22 protein-coding genes are annotated in these 24,618 nt (G+C 63.9%); 12 read left to right on the plus strand and 10 right to left on the minus strand.

Annotated elements, in window-relative coordinates:
• Positions 1 to 3: 3 nt before the first annotated feature.
• The 3 genes from D2V07_RS16300 to cysD are packed head-to-tail and all read right to left on the minus strand — an operon-like array spanning position 4 to position 3,589.
• A complete protein-coding gene (locus D2V07_RS16300) occupies positions 4 to 741 on the minus strand; it encodes a 3'(2'),5'-bisphosphate nucleotidase CysQ (RefSeq protein ID WP_119587970.1) in 738 nt (245 codons plus the stop codon).
• A gap of 11 nt (positions 742 to 752) precedes the next feature.
• Complete coding sequence (cysN, locus tag D2V07_RS16305; RefSeq protein WP_119587971.1) at positions 753 to 2,675, minus strand: sulfate adenylyltransferase subunit CysN; 1,923 nt, start codon at positions 2,673 to 2,675, stop codon at positions 753 to 755.
• Positions 2,675 to 3,589 (minus strand): sulfate adenylyltransferase subunit CysD, encoded by a 915-nt coding sequence (gene cysD, locus D2V07_RS16310; protein WP_119587972.1) that lies wholly within the window; start codon positions 3,587 to 3,589, stop codon positions 2,675 to 2,677. The genes cysN and cysD overlap by 1 nt, the downstream gene beginning before the upstream one ends.
• Before the next feature lie 88 nt (positions 3,590 to 3,677).
• Between cysD and D2V07_RS16315 the strand changes: the two genes are divergently transcribed.
• Positions 3,678 to 4,787, plus strand: a complete 1,110-nt coding sequence (locus D2V07_RS16315) for a helix-turn-helix transcriptional regulator (RefSeq protein ID WP_119587973.1) — start codon at positions 3,678 to 3,680, stop codon at positions 4,785 to 4,787.
• A 155-nt stretch (positions 4,788 to 4,942) separates the two neighbouring features.
• Here the strand turns inward: D2V07_RS16315 and D2V07_RS16320 are convergent, their stop codons facing one another.
• The 3 genes from D2V07_RS16320 to D2V07_RS16330 are packed head-to-tail and all read right to left on the minus strand — an operon-like array spanning position 4,943 to position 9,701.
• Entirely contained in the window at positions 4,943 to 7,003 is a 2,061-nt protein-coding gene (locus tag D2V07_RS16320; protein WP_233548471.1) for an acyltransferase family protein, read from the minus strand.
• 36 nt (positions 7,004 to 7,039) lie between these two features.
• Positions 7,040 to 8,026, minus strand: a complete 987-nt coding sequence (locus D2V07_RS16325; protein ID WP_119587990.1) for an agmatine deiminase family protein — start codon at positions 8,024 to 8,026, stop codon at positions 7,040 to 7,042.
• A 4-nt stretch (positions 8,027 to 8,030) separates the two neighbouring features.
• Positions 8,031 to 9,701: a M28 family peptidase gene (locus tag D2V07_RS16330; protein WP_199698821.1), complete on the minus strand. Its 1,671-nt coding sequence runs from the start codon at positions 9,699 to 9,701 to the stop codon at positions 8,031 to 8,033.
• Positions 9,702 to 9,824: 123 nt separating this feature from the next.
• Here D2V07_RS16330 and glnE point away from each other — a divergent pair, with 123 nt between their 5' ends.
• The 4 genes from glnE (at position 9,825) to D2V07_RS16350 (ending at position 14,585) form a co-directional block, all read left to right on the plus strand.
• Entirely contained in the window at positions 9,825 to 12,491 is a 2,667-nt protein-coding gene (gene glnE / locus D2V07_RS16335; RefSeq protein ID WP_119587992.1) for a bifunctional [glutamate--ammonia ligase]-adenylyl-L-tyrosine phosphorylase/[glutamate--ammonia-ligase] adenylyltransferase, read from the plus strand.
• Positions 12,491 to 12,967 (plus strand): peroxiredoxin, encoded by a 477-nt coding sequence (locus tag D2V07_RS16340; protein ID WP_119587975.1) that lies wholly within the window; start codon positions 12,491 to 12,493, stop codon positions 12,965 to 12,967. The genes glnE and D2V07_RS16340 overlap by 1 nt, the downstream gene beginning before the upstream one ends.
• Positions 12,968 to 12,974: 7 nt before the next feature.
• The gene (locus tag D2V07_RS16345; protein ID WP_119587976.1) at positions 12,975 to 13,763 is read left to right on the plus strand and encodes a ferritin-like domain-containing protein; all 789 of its coding nucleotides are present in this window, start codon (positions 12,975 to 12,977) and stop codon (positions 13,761 to 13,763) included.
• 150 nt (positions 13,764 to 13,913) lie between these two features.
• Positions 13,914 to 14,585: a M23 family metallopeptidase gene (locus D2V07_RS16350; protein ID WP_119587977.1), complete on the plus strand. Its 672-nt coding sequence runs from the start codon at positions 13,914 to 13,916 to the stop codon at positions 14,583 to 14,585.
• Between the two features lie 66 nt (positions 14,586 to 14,651).
• On the opposite strand, the gene galU is transcribed toward D2V07_RS16350, so the two are convergent.
• A complete protein-coding gene (gene galU, locus D2V07_RS16355) occupies positions 14,652 to 15,539 on the minus strand; it encodes a UTP--glucose-1-phosphate uridylyltransferase GalU (RefSeq protein WP_119587978.1) in 888 nt (295 codons plus the stop codon).
• A gap of 123 nt (positions 15,540 to 15,662) precedes the next feature.
• On the opposite strand from galU, the gene D2V07_RS16360 reads away from it, so the two are divergent.
• Positions 15,663 to 15,911 carry a hypothetical protein gene (locus tag D2V07_RS16360; RefSeq protein WP_119587993.1) on the plus strand — a complete coding sequence of 83 codons (249 nt, stop codon included), beginning with the start codon at positions 15,663 to 15,665 and terminating at the stop codon, positions 15,909 to 15,911.
• Here the strand turns inward: D2V07_RS16360 and D2V07_RS16365 are convergent.
• The 3 genes from D2V07_RS16365 to D2V07_RS16375 form a co-directional block, all read right to left on the minus strand.
• A complete protein-coding gene (locus D2V07_RS16365) occupies positions 15,905 to 16,165 on the minus strand; it encodes a ribbon-helix-helix domain-containing protein (RefSeq protein WP_119587979.1) in 261 nt (86 codons plus the stop codon). The two genes, D2V07_RS16360 and D2V07_RS16365, sit on opposite strands and share 7 nt — an antisense overlap.
• A gap of 12 nt (positions 16,166 to 16,177) precedes the next feature.
• Positions 16,178 to 16,900 carry an acetoacetyl-CoA reductase gene (gene phbB / locus D2V07_RS16370; RefSeq protein WP_119587980.1) on the minus strand — a complete coding sequence of 241 codons (723 nt, stop codon included), beginning with the start codon at positions 16,898 to 16,900 and terminating at the stop codon, positions 16,178 to 16,180.
• A 125-nt stretch (positions 16,901 to 17,025) separates the two neighbouring features.
• Entirely contained in the window at positions 17,026 to 17,820 is a 795-nt protein-coding gene (locus D2V07_RS16375; protein ID WP_119587981.1) for a hypothetical protein, read from the minus strand.
• A gap of 407 nt (positions 17,821 to 18,227) precedes the next feature.
• Between D2V07_RS16375 and D2V07_RS16380 the strand changes: the two genes are divergently transcribed.
• From D2V07_RS16380 to D2V07_RS16405, 6 genes are all read left to right on the plus strand, one after another.
• Positions 18,228 to 18,638, plus strand: coding sequence for a DUF3576 domain-containing protein (locus D2V07_RS16380; RefSeq protein ID WP_233548474.1), 411 nt, complete (start codon positions 18,228 to 18,230; stop codon positions 18,636 to 18,638).
• A 21-nt stretch (positions 18,639 to 18,659) separates the two neighbouring features.
• Positions 18,660 to 21,173: a leucine--tRNA ligase gene (gene leuS, locus D2V07_RS16385; protein ID WP_119587982.1), complete on the plus strand. Its 2,514-nt coding sequence runs from the start codon at positions 18,660 to 18,662 to the stop codon at positions 21,171 to 21,173.
• Between the two features lie 20 nt (positions 21,174 to 21,193).
• Positions 21,194 to 21,676 (plus strand): LPS assembly lipoprotein LptE, encoded by a 483-nt coding sequence (gene lptE, locus D2V07_RS16390; protein WP_119587995.1) that lies wholly within the window; start codon positions 21,194 to 21,196, stop codon positions 21,674 to 21,676.
• Positions 21,673 to 22,713, plus strand: coding sequence for a DNA polymerase III subunit delta (holA, locus tag D2V07_RS16395; protein WP_119587983.1), 1,041 nt, complete (start codon positions 21,673 to 21,675; stop codon positions 22,711 to 22,713). Before lptE ends, holA begins: the two co-directional genes overlap by 4 nt.
• A 121-nt stretch (positions 22,714 to 22,834) precedes the next feature.
• On the plus strand, positions 22,835 to 23,830 hold the full coding sequence (locus tag D2V07_RS16400; RefSeq protein WP_119587984.1) for an NAD-dependent epimerase/dehydratase family protein: 996 nt from the start codon (positions 22,835 to 22,837) through the stop codon (positions 23,828 to 23,830).
• A gap of 39 nt (positions 23,831 to 23,869) precedes the next feature.
• Positions 23,870 to 24,618, plus strand: a 749-nt coding sequence (locus tag D2V07_RS16405) for a UDP-glucose dehydrogenase family protein (RefSeq protein ID WP_147367046.1), incomplete at its 3' end; no start/stop codon positions are given.

A 24,618-nucleotide genomic window follows, 5' to 3' on the forward strand; every position in this document is an offset into this window, starting at 1 on the left:
AGGTCAGGCCGAAGCCAGGTCCCTGACCTCGGCCAGCACCCGTTCGGCCCATTCGGGGCGGCAGATCAACAGGTCGGGCATGTAGGTGTCGCGTTGGTTGTAGACGAGCGGGGAGCCGTCGATGCGCGAACAGTGCAGGCCATGTGCCAGGGCTACGGCTGCGGGTGCGCAGCTGTCCCACTCGTACTGGCCGCCGGAATGCAGGTAAATTTCCGCCTCGCCGCGCACGACCGCCATGGCCTTGGCCCCGGCGCTGCCCATCGGTACGAGTTCGCCACCAATGCGCTCGGCAACGGCCACGGCTTCGCCAGCCGGGCGTGTGCGGCTGACGACGAGGCGCGGCTTTTCGGCTGGGTCCGGAACGGCGATGGGCTTGTCGGTGCGCAGAACTTCGCCCAGGCCCGGCAGTGCGACGGCGCCGATCTCGGGCTTGCCGCCAATCGCCAGGGCGACGTGGACGGCCCAGTCGGTGCGCGCTTCGCCGTATTCGCGCGTGCCATCGACGGGGTCGATGATCCACACCCGCTCCTTGTCCAGCCGCTCGGCCGTGTCCTTGCTCTCTTCCGACAACAGCCCGTCGTCGGGCCGCTGGTGGCGCAGCGCGTGGACCAGGAACTGGTTCGCGGTCTCGTCACCAGCCTTGCCCAGCGGCTTGCCCTCGATGAGGCCAGACTGGCGGACCTGTAGCAGGATCTGTCCGGCATGGTGGGCCAGCTGGGCGGCGAGTTCGGCATCGGTCATATTGGCAATACTCACTTCAGCGGCAGGATTTGCTTGATGATGTGATCGGCGGCTTCTTCCGGGGTCATTTCCACCGTGTTCACGGTGATCTCCGGGTTCAGCGGTGGCTCGTACGGACTGTCAATGCCGGTGAAGTTCTTGAGCTCGCCCGAACGGGCTTTCTTGTAAAGCCCCTTCACATCGCGTTCCTCGGCCACTTCCAGCGGGGTATCGACGAAGATTTCGATGAACTCGGCATCCTCCAGCATGGACCGCACCATCTGCCGTTCCGCGCGGAAGGGGCTGATGAAGGCGGTGAGCACGATCAGGCCGGCATCGGTCATCAGGCGGGCAACCTCGCCCACGCGGCGAATGTTCTCGATACGGTCGGCCTCGGTGAAGCCCAGGTCCTTGTTGAGACCGTGGCGCACGTTGTCGCCATCGAGCAGGAAGGTGTGGCGGTTCATCAGCGACAGCTTCTTCTCCACCTCGTTGGCGATGGTGGACTTGCCGGAGCCGGAGAGGCCGGTGAACCACAGCACGCGCGGCGTCTGGTTCTTCATGTTCGCGTGATGCTCACGCGTGATGTCGGTCGCCTGCCAGTGCACGTTCTGGCTGCGGCGCAGGCTGAAGTTCAGCATGCCTGCGGCAACGGTGGCATTGGTGATCTTGTCGATCAGGATAAAGCCGCCCAGCGTGCGATTCTGCTCGTAAGCCTCGAACACCAGTGGCTTGTCGGAATAGACTTCCGCCACGCCGATGTCGTTCAATGACAGCGTCTTGGCGGCTAGCTCGTCCATGGTGTTCACATCGACGCGGTACTTGGGTTGCTGCACCGTGGCAGAGACGGTCTGCGTGCCCAGCTTCAGCCAGTAACCCCGCCCGACGTGCATGTCTTCGTCGTTCAGCCAGACGAGCGTCGCCTCGAACTGGTCGGCGGTTTCGGGAGGGTTGTCCGCCACGCACAGCACGTCGCCGCGCGAGCAGTCGATCTCGTCGTTCAGCGTGATAGTGACGGACTGCCCGGCCACCGCCTCGTCCAGCTCGCCATCGAAGGTGACGATGCTCTTTACGGTGCTTGTCTTGCCGGAGGGCAGGGCGCGCACGGCATCCCCCGGCTTGATGGAACCGGTGGCGATCAGGCCGGAGAAGCCGCGGAAGTCGAGGTTGGGGCGGTTCACCCATTGCACCGGCATCCGGAACGGCTTGTCCACTGCGACATCGGCCAGCACCTCCACGCTTTCCAGATGCTCGACTAGGCTCGGCCCGTCGTACCAGGGCGTGTTTGCGCTGGGCGCGGTGGTGATGTTGTCGCCCTTGAAGCCGCTGATGGGCATGGCGGTGAAGCTCTCGATGCCGATTTCCTCGGCAAAAGCGGCATAGTCGGCCACGATCTGGTCGAAGACATCCTGGCTGTAATCCACCAGGTCCATCTTGTTCACGGCCAGTACGATGTTCTTGATGCCGATCAGGTGGCACAGGTAGCTGTGCCGCCTCGTCTGGACGAGCACGCCCTTGCGCGCATCGATCATCACCACGGCCAGGTCGGCGCTGGAGGCGCCTGTCACCATGTTGCGCGTGTACTGTTCGTGCCCCGGACAGTCGGCGACGATGAACTTGCGCTTCTCGGTATTGAAAAAGCGGTAGGCGACATCGATCGTGATGCCCTGTTCGCGCTCTGCGGCCAGGCCGTCCACCAGCAGGGCAAAGTCGATATCCTGCCCCTGCGTGCCCACTTTCTTGCTGTCGTTGCTCAGTGCTTCGAGCTGGTCCTCGAAGATCATCTTGCTGTCATACAGCAGCCGCCCGATCAGCGTGCTCTTGCCGTCGTCCACGCTGCCGCAGGTGATGAAGCGCAGCATGGACTTGTGCTGGTGAGTCTCGAGGTACGCGTCGATGTCCTCTGCGATCAGGGAATCGGTCTTGTAGATCGCGTCTGTCGTCTGCTCGGTCATCAGAAGTACCCTTCCTGCTTCTTCTTCTCCATGCCGGCGCCGCCTGCATCCTTGTCGATCACGCGGCCCTGCCGCTCACTGGTGGTGGTCAGCAGCGTTTCCTGGATAACTTCGGACAGCGTGCTTGCCTCGCTTTCGACAGCGCCCGTCAGGGGGAAGCAGCCCAGCGTGCGGAAGCGGACGGAGCGGGTGGTGATTTCGGGCTTCTCGCCCATCACCTTTTCCAGCCGTTCGATATCGTCGGCCATGAACAATCCGCCTTCGTAGATGAAGGTCGGGCGCGGCGCGGCGAAATAGAGCGGGACGATCTCGATGTTCTCCAGCTGGATGTATTGCCACACGTCCAGCTCGGTCCAGTTGGAGATCGGGAAGACGCGGATCGATTCGCCCTTCTTTTTCTTCGCGTTGTAGAGGTTCCACAGTTCGGGCCGCTGGTTCTTCGGGTCCCAACCATGGCTGGACGTGCGGAAGGAAAACACGCGCTCTTTCGCGCGGCTCTTTTCCTCGTCACGGCGAGCGCCGCCGAAAGCCGCGTCGAAGCCGTACTTGTCGAGCGCCTGTTTCAGCCCTTCGGTCTTCCACATGTCGGTGTGCAGCGGGCCGTGATCGAACGGGTTGATGCCGCGCTCCTGCGCCTCCGGATTGTGGTAGACGATCAGCTCCATCCCGGCATCCTGCGCGGCCTTTTCGCGAAGGTCGTACATCGCCTTGAACTTCCATGTCGTGTCGACGTGCAGCAGCGGAAACGGCGGGGGCGACGGGTAGAATGCCTTCTTGGCAAGGTGCAACATCACCGCGCTATCCTTGCCGACCGAGTACATCATCACCGGCTTGTCAGCCTCTGCCGCGACTTCGCGAATGATGTGGATCGCCTCCGCCTCTAGGCGCTGGAGATGGGTGAGTGTTGCGGTCATGCTGTCGGTCCTCACGAATATTTGTGCATCGCAATAAGGTGCAGCGCTACCCTTTTGACTTCCCAAATGGGAAGTATATAAATTTGTTATGCGAATACCCAATCTTGGCGAGACAGAACTGCTCGTGCCCCTGCACGATGGCATGTTCGAAAAGCCCATGTGGGACACATTCCTGAAGCGGTTAAAACTCGCGACCGGGTGCGAAATCGCCACTCTGCTGGTCCATGCACCCGATAGCGTTTCCACAATCCAGCTCTCCGCCGGAGCGCAGGTGCCCTCCCCGCAACTGCGCGCGCTGTTCAAGGACCGGTTCGGCGCGCGCGAGCCTTTGCAATCGCGGTCCATGCGCGAAGGGCGCGTTTACAGCCTCGCGGAATTGCTGGAGAACGCCGACGAGGGCCAGCGCGACTTCGCCCGGGAGGTGCTGGAGCCGGCGGGTCTTACCCACATGCGTTCCGTCCGCCTGCGCGATCCCAGCGGTCTGGATGCATGGCTGGTGCTTTTTGCGCGAGAGCCCATTGCCTCTTCCGTCAGTGCAATGCTTACCGCCCTGGTACCACACCTGCGCGTGGCGCTGCGGGTGTTGGCGCGGCTGGAGCAGGAGCGGGCGCGCGCATCGATGAACGCAGGCGCTTTCAGCCACATCGATTTCGGCTGGATCGCGGTGGACCGCCGCTGCCAGGTGGTGGACATGGACGAGCAGGCCGAGCGCTTCCTCAGCCGCACCGGCGCGCTGAAACAGGGGCCCTACGGCAGGCTGACGCCGTCCTCTCCAAAGATCGACCGCGAACTGACGGCACTGGTGAAGGACTTTGCCGAGAAGCCTGATGCGCGGCCACGCGGGGTCAACCTCAGCCAGGATCCGTGGATCGACATCCTTGTTTCTCCGGTGCGCGTGGCGTCGTTATCGGCCGGGGGAAAGGCCGTGGCGGTCGTCTATTTCCGCGGCGACCAGAGTTCTTCCGCAGATCGGTGCCAGCAATTGATCGACGTTTTCAAGCTGACCCAGGCGGAAGCCCGCTTCGCATGGTCGCTGGCGCAAGGGATATCGATTGCCGATGCCGCCGAAAAGCATGGCCTGACTATGGAGAGCGCGCGGGTCTATTCGAAGAAGATCTATGCCAAGACCGGCGCGAAGGGGCAGGTGGATTTCATGCGCCGCGTGCTGACCAGCGTCGTCGCGCTGACGGTGCATTAGGGCCTAGCTGGCGAGGATCAGGGCCAGCGCGCAGCCGCACACGATCACGCTGCGCAACATCTCCTGCGGCCCGGCGGTCCGGGAGAAGGTCTGGCGGGTGAGGGCGATTGCATGAGCCATCGGGCACGGATAGCGCGGAAAGTGCTAACAACCTGTTAAGGCCCTGCCGCAAGCGCGGTATCATTGTCCTGCGACGACCGGGCGTCGAACCAGCCGAGATCATGTATGCGTCGGCCAAACCACGTGGCACCCTGCAGCGTGTAGTGGCTGTAGTCGAACAGCGCCTTTATGCCTTCGTCCGTCGCCACGAAGCATTCCTTGCGGCCCGTGTCGCAAGCGAAATCCTCCTTCGACAGGAAGCCCGCGCCTTTCCGAGCAGCCAGCGCCTCCAGCCGCTCGGCAAGCGAGGCATCGCGCACCATTCTCCCCGACCATGCCATTCGGCCCAAGGCATGGGTGTCGATGTTGCCCGCAACGTCGCGCACGTACCAGTCGAACAGCGGCAGGCCCTCCCGCGACCCGTACTCGGGCGCCGGTCCCATGATGGTCACGGTCTTGCCATCGGCCTGGGCGGCACTGATGAAGTTTTCCAGACCATCGAGAGCCCCGCTTTCGAAACGGGTGGAAACCACGATCTCGTCAGCAGCCCGGTAATTGGGCGAGCGTCTCAGCACTCCCACATCCTGCGGACGGAACCGGTCGGAAATCGCGAAGCGCGCAAACTGGCTGCCGGAAAACAGATCACGGTTGAGGTACAGGGCGTTGAAGAGATCCTTGGAATGGGAATTCCCGACAATCAGATAGTTGCGTGTTTCAAGCGCCGTGTCGAACCACAAGGCTCGCGTCTCGTGAAGAGAAGGCTTCATGGCATTGTCGCTATCGACGCGTTCGTCACCCGCCAGTCGATCCAGCATTGACCACGACCTGTCGCGTGCGAAGCCGTTATCCATCTCGCTGTCGCCGTAAATTCTTACCAGTTTCGGAAAACGCTGTGCGAGACCCTGGCCCGCGTGAAGCGCGCCGGCAAACGCGACGGCGGCAATCGTGGCAGCGCCGAAGCCAAGTGTCATCGGCCGCAACCGGATGCCACCGGTCTTGCGGAACGGCGCTTCAATGAAACGATGGGAGAGCGCAGCGCCAGCGAAGGAAAGGAGAATCCAGACGATGTAGTCCGCTGCGTCCGGTCTCGTGGCCAGCATCCGCCCGTAGGCGTAGATCGGATAGTGCCATAAATAGAGCGAGTAGGAGATCAGCCCGACCTGGACGAACACCCTGGAAGACAACAGGCGAACGACGGCGTTCGCAGGGTCGTTCCACCAGATCAGCATGCAGGTGCCGAGGATGACCGGCAGGGTCAGCAGGCCGGGATGCCACCGCTGGACCAGCTCGAAACTGACAATCGGAACCAGCACCAGCGCCATGGCTGCATAAGGGAAGAGGCGATCAAGCAGCGGATTGCGCCATGCGCCGGGATGAGAGCGGGAAACGGCTGCTAGAAAGCTGCCGGCAAGCAGTTCCCAAGCCCTGCTAGGCAGCAGGTAGAAGGACATTTGCGGTTTCAGGAACGCGAATCCCTGGGCGAAAACCAAACCCAGAATGACTCCTGCCAGAAATATCTTGCCGACGTGCCGCGGTGCCCAGCGCATCAACAGGATCAGGCAAAGTGGGAAAATGATGTAGAACTGCTCCTCGACGGCCAGCGACCAGGTGTGCAGCAAAGGCTGGAATTGTGCGGACGCGCTACCGTATGAGCTCAGTTCGGAAAACCAGTAGAAGTTCGAGACAAAGAAGACCGAGGCGAGCGCCGAATCGCCCAGGTCGATGAACGCGCTTGGCATCAGGATCACGGCCCCGGCCAGCGCCGCAAGCGTCAGGACGAGGAAGAGGGCCGGAAGAATGCGGCGCGCCCGCCGCTCGTAAAACCGGGCAATTGCAATGCGGCCCGTTTCGGCCAGTTCCCGCAACAGGATCGAGGTGATCAGAAAGCCCGAGATGACGAAGAACATGTCGACGCCGAGGAAGCCCCCTCCGAAGACATAGCCATGCGGGCTGTCGCCGATCTTGAGGTGGTAGACCAGCACACTGCCCACGGCGATGGTGCGCAGGCCGTCTATCTCAGGTCGATATCGTATCGCCATCTCACTGCCCGGCTGTCGCCGCCCCTGATCGAACCCGTGCGAACGCCGCCCATCCTGCAGGGCGATGTTATCCTGCACCAGGAGAAAAACCAACGCTGTCGGACGAAAGGCTGTCTAGGTCGGGTTGGCAGGGACGTGCTGGCTGGCGCAGTGGAAGCTGCCGCCGCCGGTCAGCACGGCATCGGCGCGCAGGCCCACGGCCACACGGCCGGGGAACAGGTCGCCCACCGCCGCCACGGCATCCTCGTCATGCGCGGAGCCGTAGGTCGGCACCACCACCACGTCGTTGCAGATGGCGAAGTTCATGTAGCTGGCCGGTTCCGCCTCGTCGCCTTCACCCATCCAGCCGGGCGACGGCATGTCGCGCACGCTCAAACCGAAGTCGGCGGCGCGGGCGCGGGCATCGTCATAGACGACGGCGTTGGGATCGTCCGGCGTAGAGGCGCGGGGAATGGCGATGGTATTCTCCCCCACCAAGCGGGCCAGGTTGTCGACGTGGCCATCGGTATGGTCGCCCGCCAGCCCTTCGCCCAGCCACAGGATGCGATCGAAGCCCAGATCGCGCTGGAGGTTTGCCCATATCTGTTCACGCGAGAGCGAGGGGTTGCGGTTGGGATTGAGCAGGCATTGCTCGGTGGTGACGACCAGCCCGGTGCCATCGCTCTCCACCGCGCCGCCTTCCAGGATCCAGTCCGCGCGAGAATATGGCAAGTCGCCCGCATCGGCCAGTGAAGGGCCGGTCTCGAGGTCGCCTTCCAGCAGGTACTTGCCGCCCCAGCCATTGAAGCCAAAGCCCTGCGCGCGGCGCTGGCCATCGGGGCCCGGCAGGGTCAGCGGGCCGGTATCGCGCAACCAGATATCGCCATAAGGGTGACGCTCGAAGGACACCGCCCCGGACACAAGCTGCTTCGCGCGCATTTCCGTGGCTGCGTCGCGCACGACGAGGCGCACCTGCTGGCCGGTTTCCGCCACAGCATTGGCGAATGCCGCCATCTGTTCCTGCGCGGGCGCGAGGTTTTCTTCCCAAAGGTCGCCGTGGGCGGGAAAGCCGATCCAGATCCAGTCCTGCTTTGCCCACTCGGCGGGCATCACGAATGCCATTGCCTCAGCACCCGCCCGTGGACGCGGCACAGCTTTGCTGGCGCACGGCGCGGAATTCGTCGCCCTCGTACCATTCGGGCCAGTCGGTGGTGCCGGCAAGGTCGCGCGCCAGCAGGAAATACAGGTCGAGGTCCTGCATCAGGCCGGACCAGTCCCAGTTGGGGTCATACTCGTCGTCCGGCCCGTGATAGGCATTGGCGCGGTATGCGTCTTCAGCAGCCTCGCCAGCGGCGGTGCCGCCGTTCACCAGGTCGAGGCCGGATTTCACATAGAACATCGGCACGCCCCGCTTCACCATGGGGAAGTGGTCGGAACGGTAGTAGTAACCCGCCTGCGGAGCCGGATCGGGTGATGCGGTGCGGCCCTGCGCCTGCAACGCGGTGGCAAGGTAGGCGTCGAGGTCGCTCTTGCCGCCGCCGCGCACGTTCACGTCGCGCGATTCGCCGCGCACGGCGATGCCATCCATGTTGATGCCCGCAACCGTCTGGCTGAGCGGATAGACAGGGTTCGCGGCATAGTATTCCGCGCCCAGCAGACCGGATTCCTCCGCCGTCACCGCCAGGAACACAAGAGTGCGATCAGGCGCGCCGACTTCGACGTGCGCCTCTGCCAGCGCGACAAGGCCCGCAGTGCCAGTGGCGTTGTCGACCGCGCCGTTGCAGATGTCGTCACCCGCGGCATTGGGCGTGCAGCGACCAAGGTGGTCCCAGTGCGCGGTGTGGAGGATGTATTCGTCGGGCCGCTCGGTACCGGGCAATACGCCGATCACGTTGTTGGACGCGTAGCGGCGATAGCTGTTGGTAAAGCTGGTGGAGACCGGCATTCCCAGCGAAACCGCCTTGAAACCGGGCTCGCTGGCGGCCTCGACCATGGCGGCGAGGTCCATGCTGGCAGCATCGAAAATGGCGGCGGCGGTATCGTTCGACACCCAACCGTTCATCGCTGTCTGGTCCGACCCGTCACCGCCGGTATCGGCATAGGCCTGTGCGCCCGACCAGCTCGATTCGACCACGTTCCAGCCGTAGCTGGCAGCAAAATCCTCGTGCACGATCAGCGCGGCGGCAGCACCCTGACGGGCGGCTTCCTCGTACTTGTAGGTCCAGCGGCCGTAATAGGTCATGGCGCGGCCATCGAAGGTGCCTTCAAGGCTTTCCGCGGCGAAATCCGGGTCGTTGACGAGGATGAGCGCGGTCTTGCCGGTCATGTCCACGCCTTCATAATCGTTCCAGCCGCGTTCCGGTGCGTTGATGCCGTAGCCCACGAACACCAGTTCGCTGTTGTCGATTGTGGTAGAGGGGGTCTGCCGGTAGGAAACGCCGACCCAGTCCTCACCATGATCGAAGCTGAGATCGCCAACCGTCAGCGGCGCGAAGTCACTGGCCGTGATCTCCACCAGTGGCACTTCCTGCAACCACGAACTGCCGTTGCCGGGCTGCAGCCCTGCCGCTTCGAACTGCTCCACGAGGTAATCCACCGTCATCTGCCCGCCGGGCGTTCCCGGCATGCGGCCTTCGAATTCGTCGGACGAGAGCGTGCGAACGGTCTCCTTCATCGTCTCCAGCGAAATCGGAGCCGTTGCCTCATCGTTTCCGGAGGTGGTCGCGCAGGCAGTCAGAGCCAGTATGGGCGCGAGCATGGCCAGCGGCGCGGCACGGGTGATGGCAGGGCGGATCATGGATTTCCTTTCAGCCGTAATCATTTCACCGCCCATGTGGCATTGCCGGGGCCACGGGGCAAGCGCGCGGCGAATCAGAAACTTGGCTTGAAGCGCGGCGGCGCTGCGGGCAGACCGGCGGCGATGACTGTCGACTGGCAATCCGCCCTGCAACGCGCCCAAGCGCATTCGCCCTTCCTGAAGCGCGCGATGGACAACCGCGAGGAGCTTGCCGCGCTGCTGCGTGACGGCAAAGGCGAGGATGCGCTCGCCCATGCGAAGGCCGAGGGGGAGGCACACGCGGATACCGGCACGGCCCTGCGGCGAGAGCGGCTGTCGCTGGCGATGGTGCTGGCAATCGGTGACTTGGCGGGGGCGTTTGACCTGACCCGCGTCATGACCGAACTTTCCGACTTTGCCGACCGCGCATTGGACGCGGCCTTGCTGGCGGTAGTGCGCAAGCGGGTGGAGGATGCCGATACCAGCGGCTTCACCGCGCTGGCGCTGGGCAAGCAGGGCGCGCGCGAGCTCAACTACTCCTCCGACATCGATCCCATCCTGCTGTTCGATCCCGAGCGCCTGGCCCGGCGCGAGCGGGACGAGCCGGGCGAGGCCGCGCAGCGTTATGCCCGCCAACTGGTGGAGATGCTGGGCCAGCACACCGGCGATGGCTACGTGCTGCGCGTGGACCTGCGCCTGCGCCCGGCCAGCGAGGTGACCCCGCTCGCCATCTCCTTCAACGCGGCAATCTCGCACTACGAATCGAGTGCGCTGGCGTGGGAAAGGGCCGCCTACATTCGCGCGCGGGCGGCGGCGGGCGACGTGGCCGCAGGCGAGCATTTCCTCGACGAGATCCGCAGCTTCATCTGGCGGCGCAGCCTGGATTTCACGGCCATCGAGGAAGTGCGCCGCCTGACCATGCGCATTCGGGAGGCTTACAAGGGTACGCGCGAGGTCGGCCCCGGTTTCGATATCAAGAAGGGGCGCGGCGGCATCCGCGAGATCGAGTTCTACGCCCAGACCCACCAGCTTATCTACGGCGGGCGCAATCCAGCCCTGCGCCAGCGCGGTACGCGCGCGGCGCTGGATGCCCTGGCCGAGGCACAGATCATCGGTGCGGAGGATGCGCGGGTGCTGGGCGAAAGCTATGACCGATTGCGCACCATCGAGCACCGCCTGCAGATGGTGAACGACAGGCAGACCCACGCCCTCCCCGAAACGGCGGAAAAGATCGACACCGTGGCCCGGCTGGACGGGCTGCCCGATGCCGCCGCCCTGGTGGAGGAGGTGCGCGCCATCTGCGACCGTGTGGCGGCGCGCTACGACGACCTGCTGGGCGAGGACGAGGAAACGGCGCACCCCGGCGTCACCGTGCCCACCGATTTTCGCGATCACTTCGAGGCGCGCGTTGAGCACTGGCGCGGTAGCCTGCGGGCGCTCCGGTCGGAAGAGGCGCGCATGGCCTTTGCCGCCATCGAGGATGAGTTGCTGGCAGCGCTCGCCGCCGCGCCCGACCCCGATCACGCAATGGCACGCTGGGAAACGCTGCTGGAACGCCTGCCCACGGCGATCAACCTGTTCCGCCTGTTCGAGCAGCGCCCCGGCCTGCTGGACCGCGTTCTGCGCATTCTCACGCTGGCAAAACCTCTGGCCGACGCGCTGGCGCGGCGTGTGGAACTGCTGGATGCGCTGATCGATCCTCACGCGCTCGACCTGCCCGGCTCTATCGAGACCCTGGCAGCGCGCATGGAGGCGGCGGAAGACAGCGACACCGAATCGCGGCTCGACCGGCTGCGGCAGGTGGTGGGGGAGGAGCGTTTCGCCCTGGGCGCGCAGATGGTGGAGTGCCGCCATGATCCGCTCGACATTGCCGAGGGGCTGTGCCGCGTGGCCGAGGCCGCCGTGCGGACCGGGGCCGACGCGGCGATTGCCGATTTCCGCGAGAAGCACGGAGAAATACCCGGCAGCGAACTGGTGATCCTGGGGCTTGGCCGGCTGGGCGGGGGTGCTCTGACCCATGCGAGCGACCTCGATGTGGTGTTCCTGTTCACCGACCCGGCCGAATGGGGTGCGGAATCGGATGGCGAGCGCCCGTTGTCGACCGCGCTCTATTACAACCGGCTGGCAGCCCGCGTAACGGCGGCGCTTTCAGTGCCGACGGCAGAGGGGGCGCTCTACGAGATCGACACGCGCCTGAGGCCGCAGGGCGCGCAGGGGCCACTTGCCACCGGATTCGAGGCCTTCGAACGTTACCAGCACGATTCCGCCTGGACATGGGAGCACATGGCGCTTGCCCGCGCCCGCCCGATCTACGGTTCACCAGCGGCGCAGATCAGGCTGTGCGAGATGATCGACGACGTCCTGTGCAAGCCGCGCGATCCCGATACGCTGAAGACCGAAGTGCTGCACATGCGCGGCGAGATGCTGGCGGCGAAACCGCCCACGGGTCCGCTGGATGTAAAGCTGATGCGCGGCGGACTGATCGATTCCGAATTCCTGGTCCACTACCTGCAACTGCGAGAGCGGCTGGGGTTCGATCCGGCGATGGAGAAAGCCATCGGCACGCTTGCGTCCGCCGGGCACCTGCCGGAGAGTTACGTCCATCACCACCTCGCCATCACCCGCTACCTTGTCGCCGTGCGCCTGTTTGCCCCCGACGGGGCCGAACCGGCAGAAGCGCACCGCGCCGTGCTGGCCGAGGCTTGCGGACAGGACAGCTATAAGGCCCTGTTGCAATCGCTGGACGAGGCAAGGCAAGGCATCGCCACGCAATGGGCCGAACATCTCGGCGAGAAACTGGAGATCGACTGATGAGCAACAATTTCCCCGGCGAAGGCGACATGCTGCCCGACGTGGCAATGGAAGGTGCCGATGGCAGCGTGGTGAAGCCCTCCGATTTTCGCGGGCAGAAGCTGGTGGTGTTCTTCTATCCCAAGGACATGACGCCCGGCTGCACGACCGAGAATGTCGAATTCAGCGAGGCGAAGGATGAATTCGCCGCAGCGAACACCGCGCTGCTGGGCGTTTCCAAGGACTCCTACGAAAGGCACGAGAAATTCATCGCCAAGCATGACCTGACCGTGCCTCTCGCTTCCGACAGCGAGGACGGTGGGCTGTCCGATGCGCTGGGGATCTGGGCCGAGAAGAAGATGTACGGCAAGACCTTCATGGGCATGGTGCGCACCACCTACCTGATCGACGCAGAGGGCAAGATCGCCCGCGTCTGGAACAAGGTGAAAGTGAAGGGCCACGTCGCCGAAGTTCTGGACGCTGCAAAGGCACTGTAGCCGTTTCGTGACCGACCTATCGCAAGCGATCCACCGCGCCCTGCTGACAGGCGACGCGCGCGGCAAGGTCATGGCCACCCGCGCTCTGGTGCGGGACTGGCGGCGGGGCGTGCTGCCCACCGGCTTTTCCGCGCGCATGCCGGACCATCCGGAATGGCCGGAACGTCTGGTGGTGCTGCCGCCAGGCAAGATGCCCAAGCGCGGCAAGGCCGGGTCGGAGCGCAACAGGATCGCGCTGTGGCACTCGCTCGCACATATCGAATTCGTCGCCATCGACCTGGCGCTGGACATAGTCGGACGGTTCGGGGCCGGGATGGGCGACGATTTCGTGGCGGACTTCCTCGGTGTCGCGGCGGAGGAGGCAATGCATTTCGCCCTGATAGAGCGGCACCTTGTCGCCATGGGCGCAGACTATGGCGACCTGCCGGTGCATGCCGGGCTGTGGCTATCGGCGCAGGAAACCGCACACGATGCGGGTGCGCGCCTCGCGATCGTGCCGATGGTGCTGGAAGCACGCGGGCTGGACGTCACGCCCGCCACGCTGGAGCGGGTGGTATCACAAGGTGACTTGCGAGGGGCTAAGATCCTGCAACGAATCCTTGACGATGAAATTCGTCACGTCGCTGCCGGGGCAAGACATTTCGAATTCTATTGCCGCACGCACGGCAAAGAGCCGAAGAATCACTGGAAAATGCTGGTGAACCGCCACTTCAAAGGGACGCTCACACCGCCATTCAACGACTCGGCGCGTCTCGCTGCCGGTTTGTCGCGCGATCTCTACGAAAGTGTTGTGTAGTTAATCTTTCGCCTCATAACCATAATCACACAGACGGCGGGGGGTTCCGCAGAGTCTGAAAAAAATGGACGAAATGAGGAGCTGGGTTCGTCGGCTCGCCATAGAAACCGAAAGGGCGTTGGAAAGCGCCTGACGAAGCAAAGGGATCGTATGCTCGTCAAGATTGCTACCATTCTCGCCTTGGGCACCGCGACTGTCGCCAGTCCGGCCATGGCCGATGAAGCGCCCGCAACCGGCGTTATCGACACCGACACCGTGGCCCAGGCGCCGCTGGGTGACGATGAAGAATTCACCGAACTGTTTGCCAGCTGGGAAGACCTCGAAGACGGTGGCCGCATCACGGCTTCAGGCGAAGTGATCGCTGCGCCGCGTTTCGCCGTTTCGGTGCCTTCGCGCATGCCGGTCGACGGGGTGCAGCTCACCAGCGGTTACGGCATGCGTAACCACCCCATCCTGCGCCAGCGCCGCCAGCACAACGGCGTCGACCTCGCCGCGCCGCGCGGCACGCCGGTCTATGCTACCGCAGATGGCGTGGTGGAAATGGCCAAGTACTGGGGTTCCTACGGCAACTATGTGCAGATCGGCCACGGCGGCGATCTGGAAACCCGCTATGCGCACCTTTCCAGCTACACCGTCAGCGACGGCGAGCAGGTTCGCAAGGGCGACCTGATCGGCTACATCGGCTCGACCGGTCGTTCCACCGGCCCGCACCTGCACTACGAAGTGCGCGTCAGCGGCGATCCGGTGAACCCCATCCCCTATATGGTAGCTAACCTCGAAAGCACGGATGACGAGCAGGCCGCACGCGGCGGCCCCGAGTAAGGTCATCTCGCAGAGAGTTTGAAAAGGCGGGCCTCGCGGTCCGCCTTTTTCATTTGTGGCTTGTCGTTAGTAGGCCAGCAGCCGTTCGGTCATCTCGCGCACCTGCGCGCCCATGTCCTCGCGTTCCAGCGCCAGCGCCAGCGTAGCCTCCACGAAGCCCAGCTTGCTGCCGCAGTCGAAGCGGCGGCCCTCGAATGTCACCGCGTTGAACGGCTGGTTGCCGATCATGCGCGCCATGGCATCGGTCAGCTGGATTTCGCCGCCGGCGCCCTTGCCCTGCGTTTCCAGCACCCGCATTACCTCGGGCTGGAGGATGTAGCGGCCCGAAACGATCTTGTTCGACGGAGCCTCGTCCACCGGCGGTTTTTCGACCAGCCCTTTCACCTTGGTAAGGTTGCCACTGGCCTCGCCCGGATCGATCACGCCGTAGCTCGACACCTCATCGTGCGGCACTTCGAGTACGGAGATGAGGTTGCCGCCTACTTCGTTGTAGGCCTGCACCATCTGCTTCATGCAGCCGCCCTTGCCGCCGCTGTCGCCCACCATCATCTCGTCCGGAAGCAAGATGGCGAACGGTTCGTCCCCCACGATCGCGCGGGCGCACCAGATCGCGTGACCCAGGCCCAACGGCACCTGCTGGCGTACGGTGATGATGTCACCCGGCGTGAAACGGCTGGAGTCCAGCACGGACAGATCCTTGCCGCGCTCCTCCATCGTGGTTTCCAGTTCGTAGGCCACGTCGAAATGTTCGACGATTGCGGTCTTGCCGCGCCCGGTGACGAAGATCATCTGCTCGATCCCCGCCTCGCGCGCCTCGTCCACCGCGTACTGGATCAGCGGGCGATCGACGATCGGCAGCAGCTCCTTCGGAATGGCCTTGGTGGCGGGTAGGAAACGGGTGCCGAGCCCGGCAACGGGAAAGACGGCTTTGCGGATCGGTTTGCGCTCTGTCATGCGCGGTTTGTGCAATGCGGCGAGGCTGCGGTCAACCGGTACGACCGCAAGTTCGAAATACCCGCGTCACTGGAGCATTTTGCCAACCCGTGCGTTTACAGTGCAGAAAAGGAGATACGCGACATGCTTATCAAACTCGCAGCACTGGGAGCCCTTGGCTACGCCGGTTATCGTTACTACGACAAGAACATCCGCAACGACCAGAACGAAGCGTTCGCCTCTGGCCAGGCAGGAGGTTCCAACTTCAATCAGGTCCGCGATGCCGGTGCCTCGGCGACGGCAACCGGCAAGCAGAAGAAGGATACCTGGGACGAGGTGGACGAGGAAAGCGATGAAAGCTTTCCCGCCAGCGATCCGCCAGCCAATTACTGATCGGCTGACTGTCGATCCAACTGACGGCGCAAGTCGTCCACCAGCCACAACCTGATGGCTGTCGCGAGGCCGGGCGCAAGCTCGGCCTCGATACGTTGCGCATCTATCCGCGCGACCAGCGCATTCAGCGGCAGCCCCTCGCGCAATGCCACGCCGTTCAGCATTTCCCAGAACAGCGGTTCGAGGCTGATCGAGGTCTTGTGCCCGGCGATTTCGACCGATCGTTTGACCGGGGGATGATAGAGTTCAGCCACCGGCCCGCGCCATCAATACATGTGTTGACCACCGTTGATCGACAGGGTCGAACCGGTGACGAAGCCGCCCTGTTCGGACGCAAGGAAGGCCACACCGCGAGCGATTTCGCTGGCCTGGCCAAGACGGCCCACCGGGATCTTGGCGACGATCTTTTCCAGCACGGCTTCCGGCACGGCGGCCACCATCTCGGTATCGATATAGCCGGGGGCGATGGCATTGACGGTAATGCCGTAACGCGCGCCTTCCTGCGCCAGCGCCTTCGTGAAGCCGTGAATGCCGCTTTTCGCGGCGGCGTAGTTGACCTGGCCGTACTGGCCGGCCTGCCCGTTGATCGAGCCGATGTTGATGATGCGGCCCCACTTGCGGTCCTTCATGCCGGGAAAGCATGCCTTCGCCATGTTGAAGCAGCCGCCGAGGTTGGTGCGCATAACCTCGTCCCATTCCTCGTAGCTCATCTTCAGCAGCGTACCGTCGCGGGTGATGCCGGCATTGTTCACCACCACATCGATCGGGCCGACTTCCTCGGCGATCCCGTCGCAAGCGGCGAGGGTCGCCTCGTGGTCGGACACGTCGAATCTATAGGCGGGGATGCCGGTTTCATCGGTAAAGACGCGGGCCTTTTCCTCGTTACCGGCGTAACTTGCCACGACTGTGAAGCCATCGTCCTTCAGCGCTTCGCAGATGGCTCGGCCAATTCCGCGCGTTCCGCCGGTGACGACTGCTAAATGTCCCATGAATGATCCCCTTGCCTGTCCCATTGATTATTAGTTGCGCGATCGATACTAGCTTGCCCGACTATGTTGCGCAAAACAAAACCCCGCCGAAGCGGGGTAATGCCGTGCAACATTTGCTGCATCGATCAGAAGCGGAACTGGGTGCCGATATAGACGGCCTGACTGTCCTGCTCGTCGAGATCGGGAACCTGGATAAGGTCGCGATCCTGTTCGTAACGGACACCAGCGGTGATATCGAGATTGCGAGTCAGGCGATAGCTGCCCGCAACGTCCAGCATCTGGTCGCGCAGGGTCTGGTTGGCGACGGACACCGTCTCCGCCGCGCCATCCTGTTCACGGTCGATGCGCGCGGCAAACCGGCTCGGCTCTTCATGCGCGGCGGTGCGCGGCTTGAACTCGGTGAGGTCGGGGATGCGCGCGCGCGACAGGGTGCCCGACAGCGAGCTCGCGGCGAGCGAGCGGGTCGGCGCAGTAGCCTGCCCGGCTGCGGGGGCTGCCGTGAAGCTGGAATAGCCGCGAGCGAGACCAAGGTTGTAACGCGTGGGCGTTACGCGCAGGCCGATCGAACTGGCATCGGAATTGCGCTGGCCACCAAGCGAACTAGCCGCCAGTGCGTCAGCAGTCTGCTGGTCTACCCGGACCGCAACGGTAACGACCCGCTCTGCCGGAGACTTGGCGAAACCAGCGGGCGTGAAGCGCATCATGCGGGCATCGCCGCGGCGCTCGGCAATCATCTGCGCCATGCGCGGATCGCCATCGGCGGGCGTGAAGGCAACCAGCGGCTCTGCCGCGTCTTCGGTTGCATCCGAATCGCCAAGCGAGGCGAAAGCGAAACCGGCGGTCGGAAGAGCGACGGCCAGCAGCGCGGCGGAAGCGCCAAGCGCCACCTTGCCTGCCAATCCTGTACGCGACTTCGACATGATGCCTCTCTTATCACCTGCCCAATGGACTCTGCATGAACCAAAGCGTTCCATACCCGAGTCGTTTCGAACATCAGTTGTGTTAGGCCGCCCTTTCAAAAGATTCCAGACATCACGTTGCAACCGCACGGCTTTTTGCCGACTGTTGCAGCTTATCCACACGCCCGCATGCCGACAGCGCCATGCCAGAGCCAATGTCGGCGCGCGTATTAAGCGGCTATTCACGCCGTATCGGCGCTTTTGTGCCTGCCATTGCCCCTGTCAGGGTCGCTTCGCCTTGCCGCAGGCGACACGCCCGTTATAGAGGCAGGCAACTTGCGAATTCTCGTATTACAGGACCGATGATGGCTTTTTCCTCCTTGCGCAATTCTTCCCGCCAGACTGCCCGCTCGATTTTCGGTGCTGCCATGCTGGGCACGGCAAGCCTTGCCCTGTCGGCCTGCGGTGGCGGTGACGACCAGCGTCTGCGCACCGATCTGGCCGCAGCGCGCGTCACCTCGATCGGGGTGAACTCCTATCTCTGGCGCGCCAGTCTGGAGACGCTGTCGTTCATGCCGCTGACGCAGACGGACAGCAACGGCGGCGTCCTGGTCACCGACTGGTACGTCGATCCCAACAACCCGAACGAGCGGGTGAAGGTGTCGGTCGCCATTCTCGACCAGGATCTGCGCGCCGATGCCCTGCGCGTCGCGGCCAGCCGCCAGGTCATGCAGAACGGCAACTGGGTGGAAGCGCCGGTGCAGGCCGCCACGGTGCAGCGCCTGGAAGACATCATCCTCACCAAGGCTCGCGATCTCCGGCGTTCCGCTGTCAGCTAATTCGCCTTAAGGGCCACAACCATGACTGCTGAACGATTCGATCCGTCTGTCGCCGACGGGCGCTGGCAACGTGCGTGGGACGAGGCCCGGTGCTTCGAGGCCGACAGCGCCAGCGACAAGCCGAAAAGCTACGTGCTGGAGATGTTCCCCTACCCCAGCGGGCGCATCCACATCGGGCACGTGCGCAATTACACCATGGGCGACGTGCTGGCGCGCTATCACACGATGCGCGGGCGCGAAGTGCTGCACCCGATGGGCTGGGATGCTTTCGGCATGCCTGCCGAGAACGCGGCAATGGAAAAGGGCGTCCATCCCGGCGGCTGGACCTATGCCAATATCGCCACGATGAAGGGCCAGCTGAAGCAACTGGGCTTCGCGCTCGACTGGAGCCGCGAATTCGCCACGTGCGACCCGGAATACTACGGCCACGAGCAGGCGCTGTTCATCGACCTTTATGAAAACGGCCTCGTCTATCGCAAGGAAAGCGAGGTCAACTGGGACCCCGTCGACATGACCGTGCTCGCCAACGAGCAGGTGATCGACGGCAAGGGCTGGCGGTCGGGCGCGGAGGTCGAGAAGCGCAAGCTGAACCAGTGGTTCCTGAAGATCACGCAGTTCGCCGAAGACCTGCTGGAAGGGCTCGATACCCTGAAGGACTGGCCGCAGAAGGTGCGGCTGATGCAGGAAAACTGGATCGGGAAGTCGCAGGGCTTGGAATTCGCCTTCGATCTTTCGAATGGCGGGAAGCTGCCCGTCTATACCACGCGGCCCGACACGATCTTCGGCGCGAGTTTCGTCGCCGTGGCTGCGGATCATCCGATCGCGCAATCGCTGGATAGCGAGGCTGCACGCGATTTCATCGCCCTGTGCAAGAAGGGCGGCACCACGGCCGCCGAACTGGAAACGGCAGAGAAGCTGGGCTTCGACACCGGAATCACCGCGCGCCACCCGTTCACCGGCGCTGAATTGCCGCTCTACATCGCCAACTTCGTGCTGATGGATTACGGCACCGGCGCGATCATGGCGGTGCCGGGACATGACCAGCGCGACTTCGAATTCGCCACCAAGTACGGCCTGCCGATCCCGCGCGTCGTGGCCCCCAGCGTGGACGAAGCGGCCAAACCCTTCGCTGGTGAGGCCGAAGCGGGCGAGGGCGTGCTCGTGAATTCCGACTTCCTCGACGGCAAGAGCGTGGAAGATGCCAAAGCCGACGTGATTTCCCGCGCCGAGAGCGGCGGCTGGGGCAAGGGCACCACGGTGTGGCGCCTGCGCGACTGGGGCGTTTCGCGCCAGCGGTACTGGGGCACGCCCATTCCCTTCATCCATTGCGATACCTGCGGCGTGGTGCCGGTGCCCAAGGATCAGTTGCCGGTAAAGCTGCCCGAGGATGTGTCCTTCGAGCAGCCGGGCAACCCGCTGCTGCGCCATCCCACCTGGAAGCATACCGAGTGCCCCAAGTGCGGCGGCAAGGCCGAGCGGGAGACAGACACGCTCGACACCTTTGTTAACTCAAGCTGGTACTTCCTGCGCTTCGCCAGCCAGCCCGCAGACAAGCCTTTCGACGCTGCCGAAGTCGCCCAGTGGATGCCGGTGGACCAGTACATCGGCGGCATCGAGCACGCGATCCTGCACCTGCTCTACGCCCGCTTCTGGACCCGCGCGCTGGCCCACTGCGGCAAGCTGGAGGTGAAGGAACCTTTCGCCAGCCTGTTCACGCAGGGAATGGTGACGCACGAGACCTACAGCCGTAGGGATGGCCCGCGCGAGGTGTACTACACACCTGCCGAGGTGGACCGCTCCAGCGAAGGCGCGAAGCTGAAGGCCGATGGCCAGCCGGTGCAGATCGGCAAGGTCATCAAGATGTCCAAGTCGAAGAAGAACGTCGTCGACCCCGAAGACATCATCCGTGACTACGGCGCCGATGCCGTTCGCTGGTTCATGCTGTCGGACTCTCCGCCGGAACGCGACCTGCCGTGGTCCGAAGCCGGGATCGAGGGCTGCGGCCGTTTCGTGCAGCGCCTGTGGCGTCTGTTTGGCAAGTACGAGGACGGTGCGAGCGGCGAGGACAAGGACCTCGCCCGTAAGACGCACCAGACCATTGCCGCCGTTGCCGAGGATATTGAGGCGCTCGCCTTCAACAAGGCCGTGGCCCGCATCTACGAACTCACCAGCGCGGCTGAAAAGGCCGAACCTTCCGCAGACCGCAACTTCGCGATTCGCAGCCTGCTGCTGATGGCCTCTCCGATGATGCCGCACCTTGCCGAGGAAGGCTGGGCCGCGATGGGCGGCGAGGGCCTGATCGCCGAGGCCGACTGGCCCAAGGTCGATCCCGCTCTGCTGGTGGACGACGAAGTCACCATCGCCGTGCAGCACAAGGGCAAGCTTCGCGACACGCTGACCGCGCCCAAGGATGCCTCGAAAGAAGAGCTGGAGGCGCTTGCGCTCGCCAGCGAGAAAGTCCAGCGTTCGATCGATGGCGCGGAAATCAGGAAGGTGATCGTGGTGCCCGGCAGGCTGGTGAATATCGTTACGTGACGCGCGCGCTTCGCCTCTCCATGGCTCTTGCCACGCTTTCCCTTCCCCTCACCGGGTGCGGTCTCCAGCCCATCTACGCAGGCGGCGGTAACGGGTTTGTGGCGCGCGAGCTGGCCGCCATCGATGTGCCCGCCATACCGGGCCGCGAAGGCTGGCTGGTGCGCAATGCACTGACGGACCGTCTGGGGCGCGGCGCTTCCGGCAGCACCTCGCAGTACCGGCTCGACATCGTGCTGGATGACGACCTCGAAGGTCTGGGCCTGCTCACCGACGATACCATCGGCCGCCAGCGCCGCATCCTTCGTGCGCGCTACCAGTTGGTCGATGTTTCCAGCGACACCATCCTGCTCGATGCCACGGCGGGATCGGATGCAGGTATCGACGTTGTCAGTTCCGAATTCGCCACTATCGCTGCGGAGCAGACCGCGCTGGAAAATCTGGCGCAGGAGGTTGCGGACCAGATCGTCACGCGCATCACCCGCACCCTGCGCGAGCAGCAATGAAGGCCACCCAGCGCGACTATGCGCAGGCCGCGCAGAAGGCCGGCAAGGGCCTGCGAATCTGCTTTTTCTGCGGTGCCGACGAAGCAGGTGCCTCTGCCGCCGCAAGGAAGCTGATCGCCAATCTCGAGGATCCGGGCGAGCGGGTCGAACTGACAGGGCACGACCTCAAGTCGGATCCCGCCCGCCTGCTGGACGAAGCGCGCTCGACCTCCCTGTTCGGGGACAGCCAGCACATCTTTGCCCGCGTATCCGGCGACGAGGCCTACGATGCGATCAACACCTATTGCGAACTGGCCGACCGGGGCGAGGCCGATGGTGCCTGGCCGATCTACATCGTCGCCACTTCCGCCACCGATAAATCGCGCAGCGCGAAACTGCTGATCAAGCGCAGCGACGCGCTGGTGGCGATCTTCTACCCGCCGGACCTGCGCTCCGTCACCGCCGATGTGCGGGCCATGGCCGATGCGGCAGGAATGCGCCTCAACGGCAACCTGGCCGAACGGATCGCCCATGCCGCGGGTCTGGATGTCCGGCTGGCGCAGTCCGAAGTCGACAAGCTGGCGCTGTACCTCGATGCGTCGCCACAGTCGCCCAAGCAGGCCAATCCGGAAGATTTCGACATGATCGGCGCCTCGACCGAAGAAGACGGTTTCATGCCGCTGATCAACGCAGCGCTCAGCGGAGAAGTTCGCAAGCTGCCGGGCGAACTGCGCAGGCTGCGCGAGGTTTCGCTCAACCCCGTGGGCGTGGCGCTTGCGCTGGAGCGGCGCGCGGCGCAACTCGCGCGCCTGTCGGCGAACCTGCGTCCGGGCGACGACATGCAGGGTTTCCTCAAGTCACAGGGCGTGTTCTTCCGCGAACATCGCGAGGTGGGGGACCAGTTGCAGCGCTGGCGTGGTGGCAAGCTGGAACGGTTGGTGCCGCGCCTGTGCGAACTGCATCGTTCGCTGCTGGCAAACAGCCAGTCGGCAGAGCTGATCCTGTTGCAGGAGCTGGCGCAGATCGCCCGTTATGCTGCCGCGCGCAAGGGACGCTGACGCACTCGGCAGGAAATAATCCGGAAAGCGTCTGCGGCCAGAGTTTTGCATTGCGATATGACCGGGCCCCTGCCAGTTGGGGCGCTTCACCCGTGACGCTTTATGTTGGAGACGATGACACATGCAGGTTCTGGTAACAGGAGCTGCCGGGTTCATCGGCTCTGCGCTCATCGAACGCCTGCTGGCACGTGGCGACAGCGTCATCGGCATCGATAATTGCAACGCCTATTACGATCCGGCGCTGAAAGCGGCGCGGGTGGCAAGGCTCGAGAAGCTTGGCGGGTCGTTCGCGTTCCACAAGCTCGATTTCGCCGACATGACTGCGCTGGAGACCGCGCTGGCCGATCATCAGATCGACCGCATCGTCCATCTCGGGGCCCAAGCCGGCGTTCGTTACTCGCTCGAAAATCCGGCAGCCTATATCCAGTCCAATCTCGTGGGCCATGCGAACATGCTGGAAATCGCGCGCCGTCGCAGCGTGGCGCACATGGTTTATGCCAGTTCGTCCAGCGTTTATGGTGGCAACGACAAGGTCCCCTTCAGCGTGGACGACCGCGCGGACCATCCCGTCAGTCTCTATGCCGCCACCAAGCGCGCCGACGAGATGTTGAGCGAGAGTTACGCGCACCTTTACCGCATTCCGCTTACCGGCCTGCGGTTCTTCACCGTCTACGGTGAGTGGGGCCGACCGGACATGGCCTACTGGATTTTCACCCGGAAGATCCTGGCGGGAGAGCCGATCCCGGTGTTCCACAAGGGCGAGATGTGGCGCGATTTCACTTACATCGACGACATCATCGCTGGCGTTCTCGCGGTGCTGGACAGCGCCCCTGCCGATGATGGCGCGGTGAAGGCGGGCGGCTCTTCCAAGCCGCATGCCCTCTACAACATTGGCAACAACCGTTCCGAAAAGCTGACCGACCTCGTCGCCATCCTGGAAGAGGCGTGCGGCATGAAGGCGCAGATCGACTGGCAGCCGATGCAACCGGGCGACGTGGTGCGAACCTATGCCGATATCGATGCCATCAGCCGCGATCTTGGCTATACACCGACGACCGACATTGCCGACGGCCTTCCCCGTTTCGTGGAATGGTACCGGCACTACCATCAGGGCTGAGGACAGAGTGCGACCCAAGCGGCGAACCGAGGGTAAACCATGCGTATCGTGATGATCGGCACTGGCTATGTTGGCCTGGTATCTGGCGCCTGTTTTGCAGACTTCGGTCACGAGGTTGTCTGCGTGGACAAGGACCAGTCGAAGATCGACGCGCTGCTGGCTGGGGAGATCCCCATTTTCGAGCCGGGTCTGGACGAGCTCGTGGCCCGCAACGTCGAGGCAGGCCGCCTGGCCTTCACGCTCGACCTGGCCGAGGCGCTGCCGGGGACGGACGCGGTGTTCATCGCGGTGGGCACGCCCAGCCGCCGCGGCGATGGCCATGCGGACCTGTCGTACGTCTATGCCGCGGCAGAGGAGATGGCCCCGCTGCTGCCCAAAGGCGTGGTGGTGGTCGACAAGTCGACGGTGCCGGTGGGCACGGGCGACGAGGTGGAGCGGATCATCCGCGAGACCGCGCCGGAGCTCGAGTTCTCGGTTGCCAGCAACCCCGAGTTCCTGCGCGAGGGCGCTGCGATCGACGACTTCAAGCGGCCCGACCGGGTGGTGATCGGCGTGAACGACGAGCACGCGGAAAAGGTGCTGGCGGAAATCTACCGCCCGCTGACCCGCAACGAGAGCCCGCTGGTGGTGATGAGCAGGCGCGCTGCCGAACTCACCAAGTATGCCGGCAACGCCTTCCTTGCGACCAAGATCGGCTTCATCAACGAGATCGCCGACCTGTGCGAGAAGGTGGGCGCGGATGTCGCCGACGTGGCGAAGGGCATCGGTCTCGACAGCCGCATCGGCAA

Origin of the sequence: Aurantiacibacter zhengii, from assembly GCF_003584125.1 — a bacterium.
GTDB lineage: Bacteria > Pseudomonadota > Alphaproteobacteria > Sphingomonadales > Sphingomonadaceae > Alteraurantiacibacter > Alteraurantiacibacter zhengii.